This window comes from Enterobacter sp. MG-EB028 (genome assembly GCF_056673305.1).
This window is the reverse complement of record NZ_CP195079.1, coordinates 3074530-3096146: the sequence shown is the minus strand read 5'-3', so window position 1 is coordinate 3096146 and position 21617 is coordinate 3074530. Positions and strand designations below refer to the sequence as shown.

Genomic DNA, 21617 nt, shown 5'->3' with positions numbered 1-21617 from the left:
TTTTTTTATTTGTGTCGTTTGCGAAGATTCTCAATCACCGCCGTCAAATCCAGCTCCTGATCCTGCAGCAGCACCAGCAGGTGATACATCAAATCCGATGCTTCATTCGTCAACTCTTCCCGGTCATGTACGGTCGCGGCCAGCGCCGTCTCAACGCCTTCTTCTCCCACCTTCTGCGCAATGCGCTTAGTCCCGCTGGCATACAGCTTCGCGGTATAGGAGCTCTCAGGATCCGCCGATTTACGCTCCGCCAGCAGCTGCTCCAGCTGATACAGAAACAGCCACTGATGACTCGTCTCGCCAAAGCAGCTGCTGGTGCCCTTATGGCAGGTTGGGCCGATTGGGTTTACCAGCACCAGCAGGGTGTCGTTATCGCAGTCTGGCGTCATGCTGACCACGTTCAGGAAGTGCCCCGAGGTTTCCCCTTTGGTCCACAGGCGCTGCTTCGTACGCGAGAAAAACGTCACTTTGCCGCTGTCGATCGTTTTTGCCAGCGCGTCCTGGTTCATATAACCCAGCATCAGCACTTCGCCCGAGACGGCATGCTGTACAACCACCGGCAGTAATCCGTCAGTTTTTTCCCAGTCCAGCTGCGCCTGTTGTTGCTCTGTTAACATACCCTGATCTCCACGCCCTGGTCGGCCAGGTACGTTTTTAACTCACCAATATTGATAATCTGCTTGTGGAACACGGAGGCGGCAAGGGCACCGTCCACGTTCGCATCGCGGAAGGCTTCCAGGAAATGCTCCATGGTGCCTGCGCCGCCGGAGGCAATCAGCGGAACGTGGCAGACCGCGCGCACTTTCTTCAGCTGCTCGAGGTCATAACCGTTACGCACGCCATCCTGGTTCATCATATTGAGAACAATCTCGCCTGCGCCACGCTTTTGCACTTCCTGCACCCAATCGAGCGTTTCCCACTGGGTGACGCGGGTACGACTTTCATCGCCGGTGTACTGGTTGACGTGGTACTTGCCCGTTGCGGCGTCATACCAGGTGTCGATTCCAACCACAATACACTGCACGCCAAAGCGATCGGCCAGGCGTGTAATCAACTCCGGCTCGGCCAGAGCAGGGGAGTTGATGGAAATCTTGTCGGCCCCAAAAGAGAGAATTTTGGCAGCGTCGTCAGCGGACTTAATCCCGCCCGCTACGCAGAACGGAATGTCGATCACTTCCGCCACGCGCGCCACCCAGCTTTTGTCGACCACGCGGCCATCGCTGGAAGCGGTGATATCATAAAAGACCAGCTCGTCTGCGCCTTCATCGGCATAGCGTTTTGCCAACGGAACGATGTCGCCAATGATTTCGTGGTTGCGGAACTGCACGCCTTTCACGACCTGACCGTCGCGTACGTCCAGGCAAGGGATTATCCGTTTTGCCAGCATTGAATCGCCTCCGTCACAGTAAATTTACCTTCCAGCAGGGCCCGGCCCACGATCACGCCCTGCACACCGGTGCCGCGCAGCGCGGCCACGTCGTCTATATCACCGATACCGCCAGAAGACTGGAACGCAACCTGCGGATAACGCGCGCAGACCTCTTCATACAGCGAGACGTTAGAGCCCGCCAGCGTTCCGTCGCGGGAAATATCGGTACACAACACGTGCTTCAGGCCAACGGGAAGATAGATATCGACCAGCTCTTCCAGCGTCACGCCGGAGTTTTCCTGCCAGCCGCTGACGGCAACCTGCTTTTTACCCTGCTCGTCAATGCGCACGTCCAGCGCCAGTACAAGGGCGTCGGCGCCAAAGCGGCGGAACCAGCCTTTCACCGTGTCAGGATCTTTCACGGCAGTTGACCCTACCACCACGCGCGCCACGCCAGCGTCCAGCAGCGCCGCAACGTCCTCTTCCGTACGAACGCCGCCGCCGACCTGTACGGGCACGTCAACACCAGCAACAAGCTGTTTAAGCAGCGGGATCTGGCGCTTCGCCGGATCTTTCGCGCCCGTCAAATCCACCAGATGCAGCACCTGGGCCCCCTGAGCGGCATAATCCTGCAGACGCGGCAGCGGGTCGTTTCCGTAGTCTCGCTGCTGGCCGTAATCGCCCTGGTGGAGACGGACAACCGTGCCGTCAATTAAATCTAAAGCGGGAATAATCATCACATCTCCAGGAAGTTTTTCAGCAGCTGCGCACCCGCGGCACCAGAGCGCTCCGGGTGAAACTGCACGCCGAAGAAATTGTCTTTCTGTACCGCCGCAGTAAACGCCTCGCCATAATTGCACTGGGCGATGGTATTGGTGTTTACGGGCATGGCGTAGCTGTGCACGAAGTAAAAGTACGCGCCGTCTTCGATGCCGCGAAACAACCGGTCGCCCGCTTTGGCGTAAACGCGGTTCCAGCCCATATGCGGCAGAGGCAGACCGTGGTCGGTCATTTTTGGGACGTCTTCGTCGATAATGCCCAGCAGGTCAACGCCGTTACTCTCTTCGCTGCGACGGCCCAGGAGCTGCATGCCCAGGCAAATGCCCAGCACCGGCTGGGTACAGGCTTTGATCAGATCGACCAGCTCGCGTTCGCGAATCTGATCCATCGCGGCCTGCGCGGTGCCAACGCCCGGCAGGAATAACTTATCGGCGCGCAAGACAACGTCCGGATCGCGGCTTACCACCGGCTCATAGCCGTGGCGCGCAATGGCCGATTTTACGGAGTTGAGGTTGGCGCATCCGGTATCCAGAATCACCACGTTCATTACAGCACTCCTTTTGATGAGGGAAGGGCATCGCCTTCCACGCGGATCGCCTGGCGCAGCGTACGGCCAAAGGCTTTAAACAGGCTCTCCACGCGGTGGTGATCGTTTTTGCCCTTGGTCTTCAGATGCAGCGTCAGGCCCATGGTGTAGGACAATGAACGGAAGAAGTGCTCCACCATTTCGGTGCTGAGATCGCCCACACGCTGGTAGGTGAAATCAGCTTTATATTCCAGGTGCGGACGACCTGAAATGTCCATGGCGCAGCGCGCTAGGCACTCGTCCATCGGCAGGACGAAGCCGAAACGGTTGATGCCGCGCTTGTCGCCGAGCGCCAGCTTCAGGGCTTCACCCAGCGCCAGGCCGGTATCTTCCACTGTGTGGTGATCGTCAATGTAAAGGTCGCCTTTTACCGCGATCTCCATGCGGAAGCCGCCGTGGGTGGCAATCTGATCCAGCATATGGTCGAAGAAACCGACGCCGGTGTGGATCTTGCTGCCGCCTTCACGGTCCAGCCAGACCTTCACATCAATCTGCGTCTCTTTGGTGTTGCGCTCAACGTGGGAATAGCGGTCGCGCTTTGTCAGCTGCTCGCCAATTTTCGCCCAGTTAAGGTTGTTGCGGTCGTAGCGCAGCCCCGCGATGCCCATGTTTTCCGCCAGCGTGATATCGGTGATGCGATCGCCGATGACATAGCTGTTGGTTTTATCCAGCGCATCTTCAGCCAGGTAACGCTCTACCAGCTTCACCTTTGGCTTACGGCAGTCGCACTCGTCGGCCGGCATGTGCGGGCAAATCAGCACTTCATCAAATACCACGCCCTGAGAGGTCAGCACCTGCATCATCAGATTATGCGGGCCGTCAAAGTCCGCCTGCGGGAAGCTGTCAGTACCCAGACCGTCCTGATTGGTGATCATCACCAGCTTAAATCCGGCTTTCTGCAGCTTAAGCAGCACCGGGATCACGTCCGGTTCAAAAGCCAGTTTGTCGAATCGATCGACCTGAAAATCGGCTGGTGGCTCCGAAATAAGGGTGCCGTCACGATCGATGAAAAGGATCTTCTGGGTCATACTTTCTCCGCTTTCAGGGCGTCAATCACGCGCTGGCTCTCTGCGCGGGTGCCTACGGTAATGCGCAAGCATCCGCTCAGGGAAGGTTGTTTATTCTGGTCTCGTAAGATAATGCCCTGATCCCACAAAGATTTAAATACGGCACTGGAGGCGGTGAAGCGCGCCAGGATATAGTTGGTTTCCGAGTCGAACACCTGCTCCACGCAGGGAATATCCTTCAGGGCTGTCACCAGATATTGACGCTCCGCCAGAATTTGCGCCACGCGCTCGCGCATTGCATTTATGCCCTGCGGCGTCAGCGCCTGTGCCGCAATATCGGCAACCGGCGTTGAGAGCGGGTACGGGGCGATCACTTTCAGCAGCAGGTCGATAACCTCTTTATTCGCCAGCGTGAATCCGCAGCGCAGACCTGCAAGAGCAAAGGCTTTCGACAGCGTGCGCAGCACAACCAGGTGCGGATACTCTTTCAGCCAGCCTGCCAGCGTTGCCTGCGGACAGAACTCAATATAGGCTTCATCCGCGACCACCAGGGCTTTACCGCGCGTCATCTCCAGCAGGGTGCGAATATCCTGCGGGTTGATAATCTGCCCGGTTGGGTTATTTGGGCTGCAGACGAAGACAACCTTCACGCCATCGAGATTGTCTGCAATACCCTGCAAATCGAGCTGCCAGTTCTCCAGCGCCTGCACGTTGCGGCACGCCACGCCGAAGGTTTCGGCGCTGACGCTGTACATGCCGTAGGTAGGCTGGCAGTACATCACCGCGTCTTTGCCCGGCTCGCAGAACGCGCGGATCAGCAGCTCAATGCCCTCATCCGCGCCGCGGCTGACCAGCACCTGCTCCGGCTTCACTCCCGCGTACTGCGCGTAGTTTTCGATAACCGCCTTCGGCTGACACTCCGGATAGCGGTTCAGCGTTTGCTGCGACAGCTCAAACTGCACCGCAGTCGGGAATTCGTTGGCGTTCAGCCAGACGTCCCCGTTTCCGCCCAGACGACGCGCAGACTGGTAAGGCGTCAGGCGGCGGACATTTTCGCGGGCTAATTCTTCAATGTTCATGCTTGCTCCTTCAGGGCTGCAACGCGCAGCGTCACGGCGTTTTTGTGGGCGGTCAGACGCTCGGCGGCGGCCAGGGTTTCAATAGTAGAAGCCAGTGAAGCAAACCCCTCGCGGGACAGCTCCTGCACGGTCATGCGTTTCTGGAAATCCGCCAGGCCGAGGCTGGAACAGGTAGAGGTGTAGCCATACGTCGGCAGGACGTGGTTGGTGCCGGAGGCGTAATCCCCCGCGGACTCCGGTGACCAGTCGCCGAGGAACACCGAGCCCGCGCTGGTGATGCTGTCAACCAGATCGCGCGCGTTGCGGGTCTGAATAATCAGGTGCTCCGGGCCGTACTGGTTGGAGATGGCGATGCACTGCTCGAGATCGCGCGCCACAATCAGGCGGCTGGCCGCTAACGCCTGACGTGCCGTGTCGGCGCGGGGCAGGTCGGCAAGCTGGCGTTCAACGGCTTCGCCCACGCGTTTCGCCATATCGGCATCCGGCGTCAGCAGGATGACCTGCGAGTCCGGGCCGTGTTCTGCCTGTGAAAGCAGGTCGGAGGCCACGAAGTCCGGCGTTGCGCCGCTGTCGGCAATGACCAGCACTTCAGACGGACCGGCAGGCATATCGATGGCAGCGCCGTCGAGACGCTGGCTGACCTGACGCTTGGCTTCGGTCACATACGCATTGCCCGGGCCAAAAATTTTGTCGACCTTAGGAATGGACTCCGTCCCGAACGCCAGGGCGGAAATCGCCTGCGCGCCGCCCACTTTATACACCGCCTGCACGCCGCAAAGTTTTGCCGCGTAGAGGATCTCATCGGCGATCGGTGGCGGAGAGCACAGCACTACTTTCTGGCATCCGGCGATACGCGCCGGCGTGGCGAGCATTAATACGGTCGAAAACAGCGGCGCTGAACCGCCGGGGATATAAAGTCCCACTGACGCAACCGGGCGCGTCACCTGCTGGCAACGCACGCCGGGCAGGGTTTCCACATCCACGGTCTGCAGCTTCTGCGCGGTGTGGAAGGTATCAATATTTTTCACCGCGACGGCCATCGCCTGCTTGATATCGTCACCGAGACGATTACTGGCATCAATGATTTCCTGCTCGGTAACCTGCAATGCGCCGACTTCCGTCTTATCAAACTTCACGCTGTATTCACGCAGGGCGTCATCGCCACGGGCTTTGACGTTATCCAGGATCTCCGCCACGGTGCGGGAGATGCTTTCAGAGGCGGAAATTGCCGGGCGCATCAGCAGCTCGCGCTGTTGCTCGTCGCTACAATTATTCCAGTCGATGATTGTGTTAAAGCTCATAGCCATTACTCCATCATCTTCTCAATTGGCAGCACCAGGATGGAGCTTGCGCCCAGTGCCTTCAGTTTTTCCATGGTTTCCCAGAACAGGGTTTCGCTGCTCACCATGTGCATCGCCACGCGCTGCTGATCGCCCGCCAGCGGCAGGATGGTTGGGCGCTCAGCGCCCGGCAGCAGGGCAATCACTTCATCCAGACGCTCGGTTGGGGCGTGCATCATGATGTATTTGGACTCACGCGCCTGAATCACGCCCTGAATACGGGTCAGCAGCTTGTCGATCAGCTGCTGTTTGGCGTCGGCCATCTCGCCGTCGCGCTGAATCAGGCACGCTTTAGAGCGGTAGATGACTTCCACTTCGCGTAGCCCGTTCGCTTCCAGGGTGGCACCAGTGGAGACGAGGTCACAGATGGCGTCCGCCAGACCCGCACGCGGCGCCACTTCAACGGAGCCGTTTAGCAGGCAGGATTTAAACTGCACGCCTTTCTGGTCGAGATAGCGCTTCAACAGGTGAGGGTAAGAGGTGGCGATACGTTTGCCGTTCAGCGCGGCTGGGCCGTCCCACGCTTCATCAACCGGCGTGGCCAGCGACAGGCGGCAGCCGCCGAAGTCCAGACGACGCAGGGTGAAGTAACGCGGGTCTTCACCCTGCGCGCGGCGGGTCAGCAGCTCTTCTTCCAGCACGTTTTCACCGATGATGCCGAGGTCAACGACGCCGTCCATCACAAGGCCGGGAATATCGTCATCACGCACGCGCAGAATGTCGATCGGCATGTTTTCAGCCAGAGCAATCAGGCGCTGGGTGTGCAGGTTGATTTTGATCCCGCAGCGGGCCAGTAGTTCGCGTGAGTCGTCACTCAAACGGCCTGATTTTTGAATAGCTATGCGTAAGCGTGAGTTATCTAACATTCTTTATTCCTCGTTAACCTGTTTTAACCTGTCTGAATTTGGTCCAAAAAAAAGCCCCCGGAAGAAGATCTTCCGGGGGCTTTTTCATGCGTTCATGCACCACTGGAAGATCCAAACGTCTTCCAGCACACATCGCCTGAAAGACTAGTCAGGATGATGGTGATGATGGTGGTGTTTAAATTGAACGCGTGTCATATAAATTCTCGATGAATGCTTATTCATTTGATGTCTTTTAACCTAAACCAGTTGTACGACATATTGCAAGGGCTTTTTTTGATCATTAATTCATTTCATATTGATGCTATGAATTGTGTGTTCTGCCGGGCTGGCGTAGCCTTATGAAAGACGAGTGAGAGTCAGGAGAATTCGCATGAAAAAGGTCGCGATTGTCGGTTTAGGATGGCTGGGAATGCCGCTGGCGATGTCATTAGCCGCGAAAGGCTGGCAGGTGACCGGGAGCAAGACCACCCGGGATGGGGTCGAAGCGGCACGAATGTGCGGTATTGATGGCGTTGAACTGCGTCTGGAGCCGGAGCTGGTGTGTGATGCGGACGATCTGGACACGCTGATGAACGTAGATGCGCTGGTGATTACGCTACCCGCACGGCGCAGTGGCCCGGGCGAATCATTCTACCTGCAGGCGATGCAGGAGATTGTCGACAGCGCGCTGGCGCATCACGTCCCGCGCATAATTTTTACCAGCTCGACGTCGGTTTATGGCGATGCTGAGGGCGTGGTGAAAGAGAGTTCCGAGCGCCGTCCCGTAACCGCGAGCGGTCAGGTCCTGAAAGAGCTGGAAGACTGGCTGCATAACCTTCCCGGCACGCAGGTCGATATCGTTCGTCTGGCGGGGCTGGTTGGCCCGGGGCGTCATCCGGGGCGCTTCTTTGCCGGTAAGACGGCACCAGACGGTCAACATGGCGTGAATCTTGTGCATCTTGAAGATGTTATTGGCGCGATTGAGCTACTCTTACAGGCTCCAAAAGGCGGACACATCTATAATATATGTGCACCGTCTCATCCGGCGCGCAGCACGTTTTACCCGCTCATGGCACGCCAGCTTGGGTTGGCTCCGCCGGTTTTTGGTGAGGCAAAGAACGAAAGTAAAGGCAAAATTGTTGATGGCAATCGCATTTGCCATGAGCTGGGGTTCGAGTATCAGTATCCCGATCCGCTGGTGATGCCCATGGAATAAACCCCGCAGCGGAGACAATCGCACACCAGAAGGGGGCGAGCATGAAACCGCTGCTGGATGTTCTTATTATTCTGGATGCACTGGAAAAAGAGGGGAGCTTTGCGGCTGCCTCGGCAAAGCTTTACAAAACCCCTTCGGCCCTGAGCTATACCGTTCAAAAACTGGAAAGCGACCTCAATATTCAGATCCTCGATCGCTCCGGGCACCGCGCGCGGTTTACCCGCACCGGGCAGATGCTGCTGGAAAAAGGCCGTGACGTTCTTCATACCGTTCGCGAGCTGGAAAAGCAGGCCGTCAAGCTCCATCAGGGATGGGAGAATGAGCTGGTGATTGGCGTGGATGATACCTTTCCGTTTTCTCTACTGACGCCGCTCATTGAAGCGTTTTACCAGCATCACAGCGTCACCCGGCTGATCTTCATCAACGGGGTGCTGGGCGGCTCCTGGGATGCCTTAACCCAGGGCAGGGCGGACATCTTTGTCGGTGCCCTGCACGAGCCTCCCCAGTTGAGTGACTTTGGTTTTGCCCGCCTGGGCGTGCTGGAGCAGGTATTTGCCGTGGCGCCCCATCATCCGCTGGCTCAGGAGCCTGAGCCTCTTAACCGCCGCGTTATTAAGGGGTACCGCGCAATAGTAGTCGGGGACAGTTCACGCCCCGAATGTGCGGTTTCCTCGCAGCTGCTGGATGAGCAGGAGGCCATTACCGTTTTTGACTTTAAAACCAAGCTGGAGCTGCAAATTAGCGGCCTGGGCTGCGGCTATTTGCCGCGCTACCTGGCGCAGCGCTTTATTGATAGCGGTGCGCTTGTTGAAAAACAGGTACTTGCTCAAAGCAGTAACGAGTCGGTATGGGTGGGCTGGAACGAACAAACCGCCGGGCTGGCCAGCGCCTGGTGGCGGGACGAAATTTTAGCAAATAGTGCTATCGCCGACGTTTACTCTCAGGGTAGCGTCGAGAAATCAGCCAGTTAGCAAAAAGAAAATTACCCGGTGCGTTGCAAAGTATTGCCTTTTGTATCCGATGTGGGGCAAAATGCCGCCGCTGCAACCAAATGAATAATCGACGATATAAAAGGCGTCGGTTATTTTTTTTTGCATGTACGAAACGAAACTAAAAACCAAGAGGCCGGGCTTCGTACCGGATAGATATTTACTAAAATCCGACAGTTGTTGTCGCTGAGGAAGAAAGAAATGGGGCAATTTTTCGCTTACGTGGCGGTTATCACCGTAAAGGAGAATAACTATGTCGCATAACGCAACTCCAAACACCTCTCGCGTGGAATTACGTAAAACGCTTACGTTGATTCCGGTTGTTATGATGGGCCTGGCCTATATGCAACCGATGACGCTGTTCGATACATTCGGTATCGTATCAGGCCTCACAGACGGTCATGTGCCGACGGCATACGGCTTCGCGCTGATTGCGATCCTGTTCACCGCGCTGAGCTACGGTAAACTGGTGCGTCGCTATCCGTCTGCCGGTTCCGCCTACACCTATGCCCAGAAATCCATCAGCCCGACGGTTGGCTTTATGGTGGGCTGGTCGTCGCTGCTCGACTATCTGTTCGCGCCGATGATCAACATTCTGCTGGCAAAAATTTATTTTGAAGCGCTGGTGCCGTCGATTCCCTCCTGGATGTTCGTCGTGGCGCTGGTAGCCTTTATGACTGCCTTTAACCTGCGCAGCATCAAGTCCGTTGCCAACTTTAACTCCGTAATTGTCGTGCTTCAGGTTGTCCTGATTGCCGTTATTCTTGGCATGGTCATTTACGGCGTGTTCCATGGCGAAGGCGCGGGCACACTGGCGAGCAGCAAGCCGTTCTGGTCTGGTGATGCCCATGTGATCCCAATGATTACCGGGGCAACCATTCTGTGCTTCTCCTTTACCGGTTTTGACGGGATCAGCAACCTGTCTGAAGAAACCAAAGATGCAGAGCGCGTGATTCCGCGTGCTATTTTCCTGACGGCGCTGATTGGCGGTCTGATCTTTATTTTCTCTACCTATTTCCTGCAGCTGTACTTCCCGGATATCTCTCGCTTCAAGGATCCGGATGCATCTCAGCCGGAAATCATGCTCTATGTGGCGGGTAAAGCGTTCCAGGTCGGCGCGCTGATCTTCTCCACCATCACCGTACTGGCGTCCGGTATGGCCGCGCATGCAGGCGTTGCGCGTCTGATGTACGTAATGGGCCGCGATGGCGTATTCCCGAAAAGCTTCTTCGGTTATGTTCATCCAACATGGCGTACCCCGGCGATGAACATCATCCTGGTCGGTGCTATTGCGCTGCTGGCGATTAACTTTGACCTGGTGATGGCAACGGCGCTGATTAACTTCGGTGCGCTGGTGGCGTTCACCTTTGTTAACCTGTCGGTTATCTCTCAGTTCTGGATCCGTGAAAAGCGTAACAAGACGCTGAAAGATCACTTCCAGTATCTGTTCCTGCCGATGTGCGGTGCCCTGACCGTGGGCGCGCTGTGGGTTAACCTGGAAGAGAGTTCAATGGTGCTTGGCCTGATTTGGGCTGGTATCGGTCTGGTTTATCTGGCTTGTGTCACGAAGAGCTTCCGTAACCCGGTTCCTCAGTACGAAGACGTCGCGTAAGCGCAGCGCCAACGGGCGAAAAAAAACCGGAGTTCAAAGGCTCCGGTTTTTTTATATCTGAATTTCACACTATCTCTTGCGCGTACTGGAACAACGCTTTCAGCAGCGTCTGCTTCTCTGTATTCCCTTCGTACTGGCCGTAAAGCATCTCCAGCTCCTGCGCGTAGCTGTGCAGATATTCTGGCGTAAACACGTTACGACGATGCTGCAGCCAGCGCGCCTGTTCTGCTTCGTCCAGCGTGCCGGGATAGTTGCGCGCCCGGTAATTAAACATCAGCTTTTCGATGCGCTTATCGGCGAAGGTGATGTCCAGCGCCGGTAAGTTACGCGGCTCGGTTTGCAGAACGATATTCATGGCTGCACGGTCGGCATCGCTGAAGAAGCCGTTGTAGAGCTGGGTGTCCACGTTTTCGGACGGCACGAACGGCTCCGCCTCGGCAAAAATAGCGACCACTTTCTCGCGCACCTGTGGGTTATCGCGCAGCACTTTCAGGTTATCCAGACAGTGCTGACGGTTGATGCCCAGCCTGTCGGCATCTTCCGGACGCAGCGTATTCGCCTGCGCCAGCACCGGACATTTATTGATATGCACCAGTTTGACCGGCACCGCAGGCAGGTCCCCGAGTTCATTTTTCGGGGTGTAAAGCCGTTCGCGCAGGGTATCGCTGTCAAGCTCCAGCAGCGGCGAAATATCCCCCGCCAAATCCACCATGATGACCGCATTTCGGTTATCCGGGTGCCAGGCCAGCGGGGCAACCCAGCTGGTATTGCCGCGCCAGGCGCCAAACATGCCGGAGATATGCACCAGGGGCTTCATCTGCGGTACGTCGATAAGGGTCATGAGCTTCTGCTTGCCGCGGTGGCTCAGCAGATATTCAAACAGCCGGGGCTGCGCGGTTTTCACCAGCTTCGCCATGGCAATGGTGGCATAGACATCCGCCATCGCATCATGGGCATTACTGTGCTCGATGCCGTTGGCGCGCGTCAGGTGCTCCAGCCGGAAGCTCGTCAGCCCTTCCTCATTTTCCGGCCAGTTAATGCCTTCAGGACGCAGGGCATAACAGGCGCGCATAATGTCGAGCAGATCCCAGCGTGAATTGCGGTTCTGCCAGCTCCAGGCGTACGGATCGTAGAAGTTTCGATAGAAGATGTTGCGCGTCACTTCATCGTCAAAACGGATGTTGTTGTAGCCAACCACGCAGGTATTGGGAACGGTAAACAGATCGTGGATGCGGCGGGCGAACTCTGCTTCGTTAACGCCTTTTTCCCGGGCTTCCTGCGGTGTGATCCCGGTGACCATCACCGCGCCGGGCTGCGGCAGGTAGTCATCAGCCGGTTTGCAGTAAAAGACCTCGGGCTCGCCAATGATGTTGAATTCGTCGTCGGTACGGATGGCGGCAAACTGCGCCGGTCTGTCCAGCGCCGGATGCGTGCCAAAGGTTTCGTAGTCGTGGAATAAAAAAGTCGGGCGTGCGGCAGAGTCAGACACCAGTAATACCATCCTGTTAAAAAATGACGCCACTATGGTAAACGATCGCGCGGGTCAGACCGAATAAAAAGCGCCGGCATGGCGTAAATTTGCGAGGGAACTTCAGCGGAAAACCTGCGTTCTGTCACATTTTTTTGCAATTAAGCCAGGTAACGACATCAGAACTCCCGTAAAAAGGTCATCGATTTTTAATGACCTGAGGATATACCGTTGAAACGCCGTCTGTTTATTGCTGTTTCTTTACTCGCTTCGAGTGTCTCATCTGCTTTTGCGGCTGAGCCACTGGATTTTTCGCCGCAGCCTCCAGCCATTCAGGCGGGATCCTGGGTGCTGATGGACTACACGACTGGTCAAATTTTAACGGCGGGCAACGAACATCAACAACGTAATCCGGCGAGCCTCACTAAGCTAATGACGGGCTATGTAGTCGATCGGGCCATTGACAGGCACCGTATTACGCCGGATGACATTGTTACCGTAGGGCGTGACGCGTGGGCCAAAGGCAACCCGGTTTTTGACGGCTCGTCGCTGATGTTCCTGAAAGAGGGCGATCGCGTCTCCGTGCGTGACTTAAGCCGCGGTCTGATTGTCGATTCCGGCAACGATGCCTGCGTGGCGCTGGCCGACCACGTGGCGGGCGGGCAGCCGCAGTTTGTGAAGATGATGAACGACTACGTGCAGAAGTTGAACCTGCGCGATACGCACTTTGAAACCGTCCACGGGCTGGATGCGCCAGGGCAGCACAGCTCCGCTTACGATCTGGCCGTGCTCTCCCGGGCTATCATTCACGGTGAGCCTGATTTTTACCATATGTACAGCGAAAAGAGCCTCACCTGGAACGGGATCACTCAGCAGAACCGTAACGGCCTGCTGTGGGATAAAACCATGAACGTGGACGGCCTGAAAACGGGGCACACCTCGGGTGCGGGCTTTAACCTGATTGCGTCTGCCGTTGACGGACAGCGTCGTTTAATCGCGGTGGTGATGGGGGCCGACAGCCCCAAAGGGCGCGAAGACCAGGCGCGTAAGCTTCTGCACTGGGGACAGCAGAACTTCGATACGGTGCAGATCCTGCATAACGGTAAAAAAGTGGGGACAGAGCGTATCTGGTACGGCGATAAAGAACAGATAAATCTGGGGACGGATCAGGACTTCTGGCTGGCGTTACCGAAAGCGGAAGTGCAGAACATCAAGGCTAAATACGTTCTGGATAAAAAAGAGCTGGAAGCGCCGATTGCCGCGCATCAGCGGGTTGGGGAGATCCAGCTCTACGATCGCGACAAGGTCGTGGCGCACTGGCCGTTGGTCACTCTGGAAGCCGTTGATAAGGGAGGCGTATTCTCACGCCTGAGCGATTATCTGCACCACACGCTTTAACCGCTGATGGGCAGACAGGCAGGGTTGCGAGTCTGCTCACATAATAAACACTTCTCGTTTGCCGATAATAGTAATCCAGCTTTATAGTGTATAAATATACAGTAATAAACGGAGGCAGCATGGACTACAGCATCAAGCAGCAACAGAAACGTAAGATTGCGGGTTTTCATCTTGTTGGGCCGTGGGAAAAAACGGTTAAGCAGGGCTTTGAACAGCTGGTTATGTGGGTGGACGGGCGTCACATTGAGCCGCTGGAGTGGGTTGCGGTCTACTACGATAACCCCGATGAGGTCCCGGCAGAAAAACTGCGCTGCGATACGGCCGTTACGGTACCGGATGATTTCGTTATCCCGGAAAACAGCGAAGGCGTCATGATGACGGAAATCGCTGGCGGGGATTACGCCGTGGCGACGGCGCGCGTGGAAAACTACGACTTTGCGACGCCGTGGTATCAGTTCTTCAATTCTTTATTGCAGGACAGTAAATACCAGATGGCGCTCAAACCCTGCTTCGAACGCTATCTTAACGACGGCAATGCGGACGGCTATTGGGACATTGAAATGTATATCGCGGTAGAGCACAAAACGGTTTAATCCTGCAATATGAAGGGTTTTTCAGCCGGGTGCGATCCGCCCGGCTGAAAACACAGTACAATTGTGATTTGCCGTGTTGCTGGAGAGCGGGTGTGCGTCCCGACAAATCATTAACCCCATTTGAAATTCGCTTGTACAAACATTACCGCGTGGTGCACGGGAGTCGCATCGCGCTGGCTTTCGTGTTGACCTTTGTACTGGTCCGGTTGCTGGATGTACCGGAGGGAACGTGGCCGCTGATCACGCTGGTGGTGGTAATGGGGCCTATCTCATTCTGGGGGAACGTTGTTCCTCGCGCCTTCGAGCGGATAGGCGGTACCGTTCTTGGATCTGCCCTGGGGCTTATTGCCCTGAAGCTGGAACTCATCTCATTTCCCGTGATGCTGGCGTGGTGCGGTGCTGCCATGTTCCTCTGCGGCTGGCTGGCATTGGGTAAGCGGCCTTATCAGGCGCTGCTGATTGGTATTACTCTCGCGGTGGTTGTCGGTGCGCCCGCCGGGGATATGACTACGGCGCTGTGGCGAAGCGGGGATGTCATCCTGGGGTCACTGCTGGCCATGCTCTTCACTGGTATCTGGCCGCAGCGTGCTTTTCTGCACTGGCGTATTCAGATGGCTAACTACGTCACCGCCTTTAACCGCGTCTATCAGGCCGGTTTTTCCCCGAATCTGGTTGAGCGTCCCCGGCTGGAAAAACATCTGCAAACGATCCTCAACGACGTGGTTAAAATGCGCGGCCTCATCGCGCCCGCCAGCAAAGAAACCCATATTCAGAAAGCGATTTTCGAAGCCATCCAGACGGTAAGCCGCAATCTGGTCTGCATGCTTGAACTGCAAATCAATGCCCACTGGGCCTCGCGTCCAAGCCATCTGCTGATGCTTAACGCGCAGACCCTCAAAGAGACCCAGCAGATGACGCAGCAAACGCTGTTGACCATCGCTCATGCGCTCTATGAAGGGAACCCGCAGCCGATACTGGTCAACAGCGAGCGGCTGAATGAGATCGTCGCGGAGCTGAAGCAGCTAATCAATGAACGTCAGGGCGATAACGTGGCGGAAACGCCTATTCATGGCTACGTCTGGCTGAGCCTGGAACTGGCGCGGCAGCTTGAGCTGTTATCGCACCTTATTTGCCGCGCGCTGCGCAAATAAAAGGCGTATGTGACGGCTGCTGCTTCGATTCAGCAGCAATTGGGGTTATGATAGCTTTAAACGATATACTCATTGTCATTCGCAGCCGCTGTCAGTAAGGTTATTGTTACAACGGTTGCTTTAACGAATCCGAATCTCACATTATCAGGGGTGTAAAAATGGAAACTACCAAGCCTTCGTTCCAGGATGTTCTGGAATTCGTCCGCCTGTTCCGCCGCAAAAACAAGCTGCAGCGTGAAATCCAGGACGTTGAGAAGAAGATCCGTGACAACCAGAAACGTGTTCTGCTGCTCGATAACCTGAGCGACTACATCAAGCCAGGCATGAGCGTTGAAGCTATTCAGGGCATCATCGCCAGCATGAAGAGCGACTATGAAGACCGCGTTGATGACTACATCATCAAAAACGCTGAGCTGTCCAAAGAGCGTCGCGACATCTCCAAGAAGCTGAAAGTGATGGGCGAAATTAAAAACGCCGAAGCAAAAAGCGAGTAATCGCAGCGAATAGTGAAAAAGGCTCTCTGGTGACAGAGAGCCTTTTTTTATGATTCAGAGCGCGGCTGTAGCTGATAAATCCAGGCCTTAACCTGCCCACCTTTAAGGGTGGTCACTGTGACCTCAACCCGGTCATAGCCGTCTTCAAATTCATCCAGCATCTGCCAGTGTGCGGGAAGGTTATCAGAGATAAACAGATAGCCTTCGACACGCGGTCCATCGGGGTGGAGGATAATCCCCGGGAAGTCCGCCGCCGCACCCCAGCCGCGTTCGTAAAACGTACCGGATACGGAACCGGCCAGCCATTCCCCGCCGATGTTTTCAAGAATATGCGCATTAGCGTGGCCCGGGCGCAGTGTGCCGTAGACAAACAGAGCGTTCATTTTCCTTTATCCGCAAAGCAAAAAGCCTGCTTTAAAAGCAGGCTTTTTAAATTTGGCTCCTCTGACTGGACTCGAACCAGTGACATACGGATTAACAGTCCGCCGTTCTACCGACTGAACTACAGAGGAATCGTTGTGGAGGCTTATCTTAGCGGCGAAAAAACTTTTGTCAAACCTGATCTTAGGGAAAATCGACTGATTGCTGATTCTGTCGTCAGTTTGTTGTAATTCCACACATCTTTTTTCAGGAAAATACTTTGCAGGATTAGCTTTTCTCCCCCATCATTTGAAATGGAGTTTCAACTTTTCTCGTTAAGGTCCATTTTGAACGTCACTGCCTCCTTACGCCAGGCGATAGAGCGCACGCCGTGGTATGCAAAACGTAAAAGCTATCGTGTCCTGTTCTGGCGTGAAATCACCCCTCTCGCTGTGCCTATCTTCCTGGAAAATACCTGCGTTTTGCTGATGGGGGTCCTGAGCACCTTCCTGGTGAGCTGGCTGGGGAAAGAGGCGATGGCGGGGGTCGGGCTGGCGGACAGCTTTAACATGGTGGTGATGTCATTTTTTGCTGCCATAGACCTCGGTACGACGGTGGTGGTGGCTTTTAGCCTCGGCAAGCTTGATCCCAAACGTGCGCGCGAGGCGGCCCGCCAGTCGCTGATGATCATGACCATTTTTTCGATTGTTCTGGCGGCGGTGATCCACTATTTCGGTAAAGAGATTATCGACTTTGTCGCAGGGGAAGCCACGAACGAGGTTAAAGACCTGGCGCTGACCTACCTGGAGATGACCGTTTTAAGCTATCCGGCGGCGGCCATTGCGCTGATTGGCAGCGGCGCGCTGCGTGGGGCGGGCAACACCAAAATTCCGCTGCTGATCAACGGCGGGATGAATATCCTGAATATCATTATCAGCAGCGTGCTGATCTACGGCGTGTTCTCGTGGGATGGGCTGGGGTTCGTAGGAGCGGGGCTGGGGTTAACCATTTCACGCTATATCGGTGCGGCGGCCATCATCGGGGTGCTGATGACGGGAATTACGCCCTCGCTGCGTCTTACGCTCAAGAGCTACTTCCGGCCCTTTAACTTCGCCATTATCTGGGAAGTGATGGGAATCGGCATTCCCGCGAGCATTGAATCCGTGTTGTTTAACGGCGGGAAGCTGCTGACGCAGATGTTTGTTGCCGGGATGGGGACCGACGTTATCGCCGGTAACTTTATTGCCTTTTCCATCGCCTCGCTGATTAACCTGCCGGGTAACGCGCTGGGTTCGGCATCAACCATCATCACGGGCAAACGGCTCGGGAAAGGGCAGATAGGTCAGGCGGAGCGGCAGCTGCGGCACGTCTTCTGGCTGTCGACCATAGGGCTGACGCTGATCGCCTGGGGAACCGCGCCGTTTGCCGGGCTGATGGCCGCGTTCTATACCCACGAAGAGGATGTGAAAGAGGTGGTGAAGATCCTCATCTGGCTCAACGCCGCCTTTATGCCCATCTGGGCGGCATCCTGGGTGCTGCCCGCCGGGCTGAAAGGGGCGCGCGATGCCCGTTTTGCTATGTGGGTGTCCATGCTCGGCATGTGGGGGTGTCGCGTTGTGGCGGGCTATACGCTGGGCGTGGTGCTCGGCTGGGGCGTGGTTGGCGTCTGGCTGGGGATGTTCCTTGACTGGGCCGTGCGTGGGGCGCTGTTCTACTGGCGTATGGTCAGCGGGCGCTGGCTGTGGAAATATCCGCGACAGAATGCCTGACAATTGCGCGAAGTGGAGAATAAATCGGCAAACGATCCGAAATCTGCATTCTGCCTTTGACATCCCAGGGGAGCATCGATAATATGCGCCCCGTTCACACGATTCCTCTGTAGTTCAGTCGGTAGAACGGCGGACTGTTAATCCGTATGTCACTGGTTCGAGTCCAGTCAGAGGAGCCAAATTTAAAAAGCCTGCTTTTAAAGCAGGCTTTTTGCTTTTCTGCGCAAGGTAAAGGCAAAACGGCAACCTGGTTGCCGTTTTTAGTGTTTGCTCCCTCTCCCGTGGGAGAGGGATGGGGGGAGGGCACCAGACCGCGCGAAATTACACGCCAATCGGTGCCGTCGCCTCAACCAGCCACGTACGCGCCTCGCTATTCACCAGCGGTGACAGCGCCTCACGTACCTGCTGATGATACTCATCCAGCCACTGCTTTTCCTGCTCGCTCAACAGATCCAGCTCGACCTGGCTTAAATCAATCGGGATCAGCGTCAGAGAAGCAAATTTGCAGAACCCCGGTCGGCTCTCCACTATCTCCACCTGGTTTTCAATACGGATACCGTGGCTATCGCCCAGATAGTATCCCGGTTCAATCGTCATGATATTGCCTGCCACCAACGGCCACGGGTTGACCTTTTTGGCGATGCGATGCGGGTTCTCATGGATAAGAAGCTGGTGCCCCACGCCGTGTCCTGTGCCGTGATCATAATCCAGCCCCATCTCCCACAGCGGGCGACGCGCAAACGCATCCAGCTGATGCCCCTGAGTCCCGGAAGGGAACTGCAGGGTAATGAGCGACAGGAAGCCTCTCAGCACGGCGGTGTAGTGCAGGCGCTGCTGCGGGTCGACCTTACCCCACGCCAGCGTGCGCGTGGCGTCGGTGGTGCCGTTAGCATACTGACCGCCGGAATCGTTCAGGTAAAAATGGTCATGGCCGATGGGCTTATTGCTGGCCTCGCTCGAATGGTAGTGACACATCGCCGCATTGCTGGAGGAGGCAGAGATAGTCGCAAAACTCTGCTCGATAAAACCGGGCTGCTGTTTGCGGAATGCCAGCTGCTGAGCCTGCACTTCCAGCTCGGTGAGCGGTTGTCCGGCCGCTACACGACGCGGCACTTCGCGGCTCAACCAGGCGAGGAAATTGACCCACGCGGCCCCGTCCTGGTGATGACACGCGCGATAACCCGCCAGCTCGACCGGATTTTTGGTAGCTTTCATCAGGGTGATGGGATCGGTTCGCCAGACAATTTCTCCCCGTGGTTCAATGGCGAAGCGCAGGGCGACGGGGGCGGAATCGGCATCAACCATCACCCGCTTCCCTTCAGCAGGCTGCTGACAGCGTTCAATAAAGGTGTCCTGCGGCGCAATGGTGAACGCATTGCGCACTTCGTCAGGCAGGGCGCTGAGCTTATTGTCGTTAACAAACCACTCAACGTGACCGTCACGACTCAGCAGGGCAAAGGAGAGCGGTACCGGACTGGTGGGGATATCCGAGCCGCGCACGTTGAGCAGCCACGCAATGTTATCCGGCAGCGTAACGGCCAGATAGTCAGCATTGTTCGCGGCCAGCACGGCGGCAACGCGCTGACGTTTGTCCTCGCTGCTTTCACCGCTTGTCTCTACCGGCATTTCACGTATAAGCCCCGCCGGTGCGGCAGGGCGATCGGTCCATAAGGCGTCAAACGGTGACGCGTTCAGCGGCACGAGCGTGCACGGTGTGGCAGACAGCTGCGTAAACTCGGTATTCGTCATCAGCATTGGGTCAAAACCAATGCGCGTGCCCGCCGCGACGTTTGCCGTCAGCCAGTCTGCCAGCGGCTCGTTGTGCAGATGGTGGATCTCAACCTCATCCATATTCACCTGAACGCGGGCCTGCACCTGATAGCGCCCGTCGACGAACAGCAGCGCTTTGTTTTTCAGCACCAGCGCGACGCCGGCAGAGCCGTCAAAGCCCGTCAGCCAGGCCAGCTTTTCGTCGTAGGGCGCGCAGTATTCGCTCTGCCAGGCATCCGCACGCGGGACGATCATCCCGTCGAGATGACTTGCCTCAAGCCAGTGGCGCAGGGCAGAGAGCGGTGTAGGGGTGTGCATGTTTTTTCCTTATTGCTTTTAGCGGAACGGCGGCTCGTTGAAGGTACGCAGCTTGCGCGAATGCAGTCTGTCACCTTCCGCTCGCAGCAGGTCGATGGCCCGAATGCCAATCTGCAGATGTTCGGATATTGCCCCTTCATAGAAACGGTTGGCCTGACCCGGCAGCTTAATTTCACCGTGCAGCGGCTTATCGGAGACGCACAACAGCGTGCCGTAAGGAACGCGGAAGCGATACCCCTGGGCGGCAATGGTGGCGCTCTCCATATCAATCGCCACCGCCCGGCTCAGGTTGAACCGCAGCGCGGAGGCGGAGTAACGCAGCTCCCAGTTGCGGTCATCCGTTGTGACGACCGTACCGGTGCGCAGGCGCTGTTTAACCTCTTCACCCGGCATGCCGCTGACCTCTTTAGTGGCGTCATACAGCGCGCGCTGCACTTCGGCGATGCTCGGGATAGGAATATCCGGCGGCAGCACCGCATCCAGCACGTGGTCATCACGCAGATAGGCGTGGGCCAGCACGTAGTCGCCAATCAGCTGGCTTTCGCGCAGGCCGCCGCAGTGGCCAATCATCAGCCACACGTCAGGGCGCAGGACCGCCAGATGGTCGCAGATGGTCTTGGCATTTGACGGACCCACGCCGATGTTGATCAAGGTGATGCCCTGACCGTCGGCGGTGATAAGGTGCCAGGCCGGCATCTGGTGCTTTTTCCACGCCAGATCGGAGATGGCCTGCTCGGGCGCTTCGGTCTCGGCGGTGATCCAGATCCCGCCCGCGCAGGACAGCGCGATGTACGGGCTTTCCGGGTCGAGGATCTGGCTGCAGCCCCAGCGGACGAACTCGTCAACGTAGCGGGTGTAGTTGGTAAAGAGCACAAACGGCTGGAAATGCTCGGCTGGCGTACCGGTGTAGTGGCGCAGGCGCGCCAGCGAGAAGTCCACGCGGCGTGCGTCAAAATGCGACAGGGGAGAAAATTCTGCCGGGTGATAAATCCCGTCTGCCGTCTCATCGCCAATCTGCGAAAGTTCCGTCGTTGGGAAGTGGCGGGTCAATCCCGCGCTCATGGAGCGGTCAAGCGTTAACGCCGAGCCGTCAATCACGTAGGGATACGGGATTTCATGTTGTGAGGGCTCAACGGCAATATGCGCACCGTAGTCCTGGTACAGCAGCGTGAGCTGTTCTTCAAGATAAGGGCGGAACAGTGCAGGGCGGGTGACGGTGGTGCTGTAGCAGCCGGAGTGGGTAAAACGGGCGTAGGCGCGGGTTTTCGGCGTTGTGCTGGCGCTGCCGTCCCAGGTCACAGAGAGCGATGGATAAACAAAAAGGCCCTCGTTTCTGGCCTTTTGATTGGGGAGTTTCCCTGTTTCGATGTATTCGCTAATGGCGCTGCGCAGCGCATTGACGGACTGTTCATACAGCGCGTCGAGTTTTTCCAGCGCCTGAGCCGGGGTCAGGCTGGAGCCCTTATTATTCAT

Annotated in this window: 22 protein-coding genes, 2 tRNA genes and 1 other annotated feature; of the genes, 10 read left to right on the top strand and 14 right to left on the bottom strand. The window is 56.5% G+C overall.

Annotated features, from left to right (window positions below; genetic code table 11):
* Nucleotides 1–5: 5 nt before the first annotated feature.
* From hisIE to hisL, 9 genes are all read right to left on the bottom strand, one after another.
* A complete protein-coding gene (gene hisIE, locus ACR42C_RS14750) occupies nt 6–617 on the bottom strand; it encodes a bifunctional phosphoribosyl-AMP cyclohydrolase/phosphoribosyl-ATP diphosphatase HisIE (RefSeq protein ID WP_163329797.1) in 612 nt (203 codons plus the stop codon).
* On the bottom strand, nt 611–1387 hold the full coding sequence (gene hisF, locus ACR42C_RS14745) for an imidazole glycerol phosphate synthase subunit HisF (protein ID WP_116338849.1): 777 nt from the start codon (nt 1385–1387) through the stop codon (nt 611–613). Before hisF ends, hisIE begins: the two co-directional genes overlap by 7 nt.
* A complete protein-coding gene (gene hisA / locus ACR42C_RS14740) occupies nt 1369–2106 on the bottom strand; it encodes a 1-(5-phosphoribosyl)-5-[(5-phosphoribosylamino)methylideneamino]imidazole-4-carboxamide isomerase (protein ID WP_320720786.1) in 738 nt (245 codons plus the stop codon). Before hisA ends, hisF begins: the two co-directional genes overlap by 19 nt.
* On the bottom strand, nt 2106–2696 hold the full coding sequence (gene hisH / locus ACR42C_RS14735; RefSeq protein WP_479984266.1) for an imidazole glycerol phosphate synthase subunit HisH: 591 nt from the start codon (nt 2694–2696) through the stop codon (nt 2106–2108). Before hisH ends, hisA begins: the two co-directional genes overlap by 1 nt.
* Nucleotides 2696–3763, bottom strand: a complete 1068-nt coding sequence (hisB, locus tag ACR42C_RS14730) for a bifunctional histidinol-phosphatase/imidazoleglycerol-phosphate dehydratase HisB (protein ID WP_047647361.1) — start codon at nt 3761–3763, stop codon at nt 2696–2698. Before hisB ends, hisH begins: the two co-directional genes overlap by 1 nt.
* Nucleotides 3760–4821, bottom strand: coding sequence for a histidinol-phosphate transaminase (gene hisC / locus ACR42C_RS14725; protein WP_320720788.1), 1062 nt, complete (start codon nt 4819–4821; stop codon nt 3760–3762). Before hisC ends, hisB begins: the two co-directional genes overlap by 4 nt.
* Nucleotides 4818–6122 (bottom strand): histidinol dehydrogenase, encoded by a 1305-nt coding sequence (hisD, locus tag ACR42C_RS14720; RefSeq protein WP_194385647.1) that lies wholly within the window; start codon nt 6120–6122, stop codon nt 4818–4820. The genes hisC and hisD overlap by 4 nt, the downstream gene beginning before the upstream one ends.
* Before the next feature lie 5 nt (nt 6123–6127).
* Entirely contained in the window at nt 6128–7027 is a 900-nt protein-coding gene (hisG, locus tag ACR42C_RS14715; RefSeq protein WP_000886595.1) for an ATP phosphoribosyltransferase, read from the bottom strand.
* Between the two features lie 45 nt (nt 7028–7072).
* Nucleotides 7073–7196, bottom strand: a sequence feature (His leader region).
* Nucleotides 7172–7222 carry a his operon leader peptide gene (gene hisL, locus ACR42C_RS14710; protein WP_001364200.1) on the bottom strand — a complete coding sequence of 17 codons (51 nt, stop codon included), beginning with the start codon at nt 7220–7222 and terminating at the stop codon, nt 7172–7174. It overlaps the preceding feature by 25 nt.
* 175 nt (nt 7223–7397) lie before the next feature.
* On the opposite strand from hisL, the gene ACR42C_RS14705 reads away from it, so the two are divergent.
* The 4 genes from ACR42C_RS14705 (at nt 7398) to plaP (ending at nt 10823) form a co-directional block, all read left to right on the top strand.
* Nucleotides 7398–8222 carry an SDR family oxidoreductase gene (locus ACR42C_RS14705; protein WP_028013761.1) on the top strand — a complete coding sequence of 275 codons (825 nt, stop codon included), beginning with the start codon at nt 7398–7400 and terminating at the stop codon, nt 8220–8222.
* Nucleotides 8223–8263: 41 nt separating this feature from the next.
* Nucleotides 8264–9193: a LysR substrate-binding domain-containing protein gene (locus tag ACR42C_RS14700; RefSeq protein WP_479984265.1), complete on the top strand. Its 930-nt coding sequence runs from the start codon at nt 8264–8266 to the stop codon at nt 9191–9193.
* Between the two features lie 219 nt (nt 9194–9412).
* A complete protein-coding gene (gene yoeI / locus ACR42C_RS14695) occupies nt 9413–9475 on the top strand; it encodes a membrane protein YoeI (protein WP_099458931.1) in 63 nt (20 codons plus the stop codon).
* The gene (plaP, locus tag ACR42C_RS14690) at nt 9465–10823 is read left to right on the top strand and encodes a putrescine/proton symporter PlaP (RefSeq protein WP_008499462.1); all 1359 of its coding nucleotides are present in this window, start codon (nt 9465–9467) and stop codon (nt 10821–10823) included. The genes yoeI and plaP overlap by 11 nt, the downstream gene beginning before the upstream one ends.
* Before the next feature lie 64 nt (nt 10824–10887).
* On the opposite strand, the gene sbcB is transcribed toward plaP, so the two are convergent.
* On the bottom strand, nt 10888–12324 hold the full coding sequence (gene sbcB / locus ACR42C_RS14685; protein WP_407065514.1) for an exodeoxyribonuclease I: 1437 nt from the start codon (nt 12322–12324) through the stop codon (nt 10888–10890).
* A 198-nt stretch (nt 12325–12522) separates the two neighbouring features.
* Between sbcB and dacD the strand changes: the two genes are divergently transcribed.
* From dacD to ACR42C_RS14665, 4 genes are all read left to right on the top strand, one after another.
* Nucleotides 12523–13689, top strand: coding sequence for a serine-type D-Ala-D-Ala carboxypeptidase DacD (gene dacD, locus ACR42C_RS14680; RefSeq protein ID WP_479984264.1), 1167 nt, complete (start codon nt 12523–12525; stop codon nt 13687–13689).
* A 119-nt stretch (nt 13690–13808) separates the two neighbouring features.
* Nucleotides 13809–14282 (top strand): DNA gyrase inhibitor SbmC, encoded by a 474-nt coding sequence (gene sbmC / locus ACR42C_RS14675; RefSeq protein WP_116338867.1) that lies wholly within the window; start codon nt 13809–13811, stop codon nt 14280–14282.
* 92 nt (nt 14283–14374) lie between these two features.
* Entirely contained in the window at nt 14375–15433 is a 1059-nt protein-coding gene (locus ACR42C_RS14670; RefSeq protein ID WP_316379439.1) for an FUSC family protein, read from the top strand.
* 158 nt (nt 15434–15591) lie between these two features.
* Nucleotides 15592–15927: a DUF496 family protein gene (locus tag ACR42C_RS14665; RefSeq protein WP_010432067.1), complete on the top strand. Its 336-nt coding sequence runs from the start codon at nt 15592–15594 to the stop codon at nt 15925–15927.
* A gap of 47 nt (nt 15928–15974) precedes the next feature.
* Here the strand turns inward: ACR42C_RS14665 and ACR42C_RS14660 are convergent, their stop codons facing one another.
* Both ACR42C_RS14660 and ACR42C_RS14655 read right to left on the bottom strand, forming a co-directional pair.
* Nucleotides 15975–16310 (bottom strand): gamma-glutamylcyclotransferase family protein, encoded by a 336-nt coding sequence (locus ACR42C_RS14660; RefSeq protein ID WP_163329805.1) that lies wholly within the window; start codon nt 16308–16310, stop codon nt 15975–15977.
* 53 nt (nt 16311–16363) lie between these two features.
* A tRNA-Asn gene (locus tag ACR42C_RS14655) sits at nt 16364–16439 on the bottom strand.
* A 162-nt stretch (nt 16440–16601) separates the two neighbouring features.
* On the opposite strand from ACR42C_RS14655, the gene emmdR reads away from it, so the two are divergent.
* On the top strand, nt 16602–18056 hold the full coding sequence (gene emmdR / locus ACR42C_RS14650) for a multidrug efflux MATE transporter EmmdR (RefSeq protein ID WP_162874933.1): 1455 nt from the start codon (nt 16602–16604) through the stop codon (nt 18054–18056).
* A 103-nt stretch (nt 18057–18159) separates the two neighbouring features.
* Nucleotides 18160–18235, top strand: a tRNA-Asn gene (locus ACR42C_RS14645).
* A 142-nt stretch (nt 18236–18377) separates the two neighbouring features.
* Here ACR42C_RS14645 and ACR42C_RS14640 read toward each other — a convergent pair.
* Together ACR42C_RS14640 and ACR42C_RS14635 are read right to left on the bottom strand one after the other, a co-directional pair.
* Nucleotides 18378–20144: an aminopeptidase P family protein gene (locus ACR42C_RS14640; RefSeq protein WP_479984263.1), complete on the bottom strand. Its 1767-nt coding sequence runs from the start codon at nt 20142–20144 to the stop codon at nt 18378–18380.
* An 18-nt stretch (nt 20145–20162) separates the two neighbouring features.
* On the bottom strand, nt 20163–21617 hold the full coding sequence (locus ACR42C_RS14635; RefSeq protein WP_320720793.1) for an AMP nucleosidase: 1455 nt from the start codon (nt 21615–21617) through the stop codon (nt 20163–20165).

Coding starts and splice junctions, on each gene's coding strand:
- hisIE (WP_163329797.1), bottom strand. CDS start 617: ATGTTAACAGAGCAACAACAGGCGCAGCTGGACTGGGAAAAAACTGAC.
- hisF (WP_116338849.1), bottom strand. CDS start 1,387: ATGCTGGCAAAACGGATAATCCCTTGCCTGGACGTACGCGACGGTCAG.
- hisA (WP_320720786.1), bottom strand. CDS start 2,106: ATGATTATTCCCGCTTTAGATTTAATTGACGGCACGGTTGTCCGTCTC.
- hisH (WP_479984266.1), bottom strand. CDS start 2,696: ATGAACGTGGTGATTCTGGATACCGGATGCGCCAACCTCAACTCCGTA.
- hisB (WP_047647361.1), bottom strand. CDS start 3,763: ATGACCCAGAAGATCCTTTTCATCGATCGTGACGGCACCCTTATTTCG.
- hisC (WP_320720788.1), bottom strand. CDS start 4,821: ATGAACATTGAAGAATTAGCCCGCGAAAATGTCCGCCGCCTGACGCCT.
- hisD (WP_194385647.1), bottom strand. CDS start 6,122: ATGAGCTTTAACACAATCATCGACTGGAATAATTGTAGCGACGAGCAA.
- hisG (WP_000886595.1), bottom strand. CDS start 7,027: ATGTTAGATAACTCACGCTTACGCATAGCTATTCAAAAATCAGGCCGT.
- ACR42C_RS14705 (WP_028013761.1), top strand. CDS start 7,398: ATGAAAAAGGTCGCGATTGTCGGTTTAGGATGGCTGGGAATGCCGCTG.
- ACR42C_RS14700 (WP_479984265.1), top strand. CDS start 8,264: ATGAAACCGCTGCTGGATGTTCTTATTATTCTGGATGCACTGGAAAAA.
- plaP (WP_008499462.1), top strand. CDS start 9,465: ATGTCGCATAACGCAACTCCAAACACCTCTCGCGTGGAATTACGTAAA.
- sbcB (WP_407065514.1), bottom strand. CDS start 12,324: ATGGTATTACTGGTGTCTGACTCTGCCGCACGCCCGACTTTTTTATTC.
- sbmC (WP_116338867.1), top strand. CDS start 13,809: ATGGACTACAGCATCAAGCAGCAACAGAAACGTAAGATTGCGGGTTTT.
- ACR42C_RS14665 (WP_010432067.1), top strand. CDS start 15,592: ATGGAAACTACCAAGCCTTCGTTCCAGGATGTTCTGGAATTCGTCCGC.
- ACR42C_RS14660 (WP_163329805.1), bottom strand. CDS start 16,310: ATGAACGCTCTGTTTGTCTACGGCACACTGCGCCCGGGCCACGCTAAT.
- emmdR (WP_162874933.1), top strand. CDS start 16,602: ATGGAGTTTCAACTTTTCTCGTTAAGGTCCATTTTGAACGTCACTGCC.
- ACR42C_RS14640 (WP_479984263.1), bottom strand. CDS start 20,144: ATGCACACCCCTACACCGCTCTCTGCCCTGCGCCACTGGCTTGAGGCA.
- ACR42C_RS14635 (WP_320720793.1), bottom strand. CDS start 21,617: ATGAATAATAAGGGCTCCAGCCTGACCCCGGCTCAGGCGCTGGAAAAA.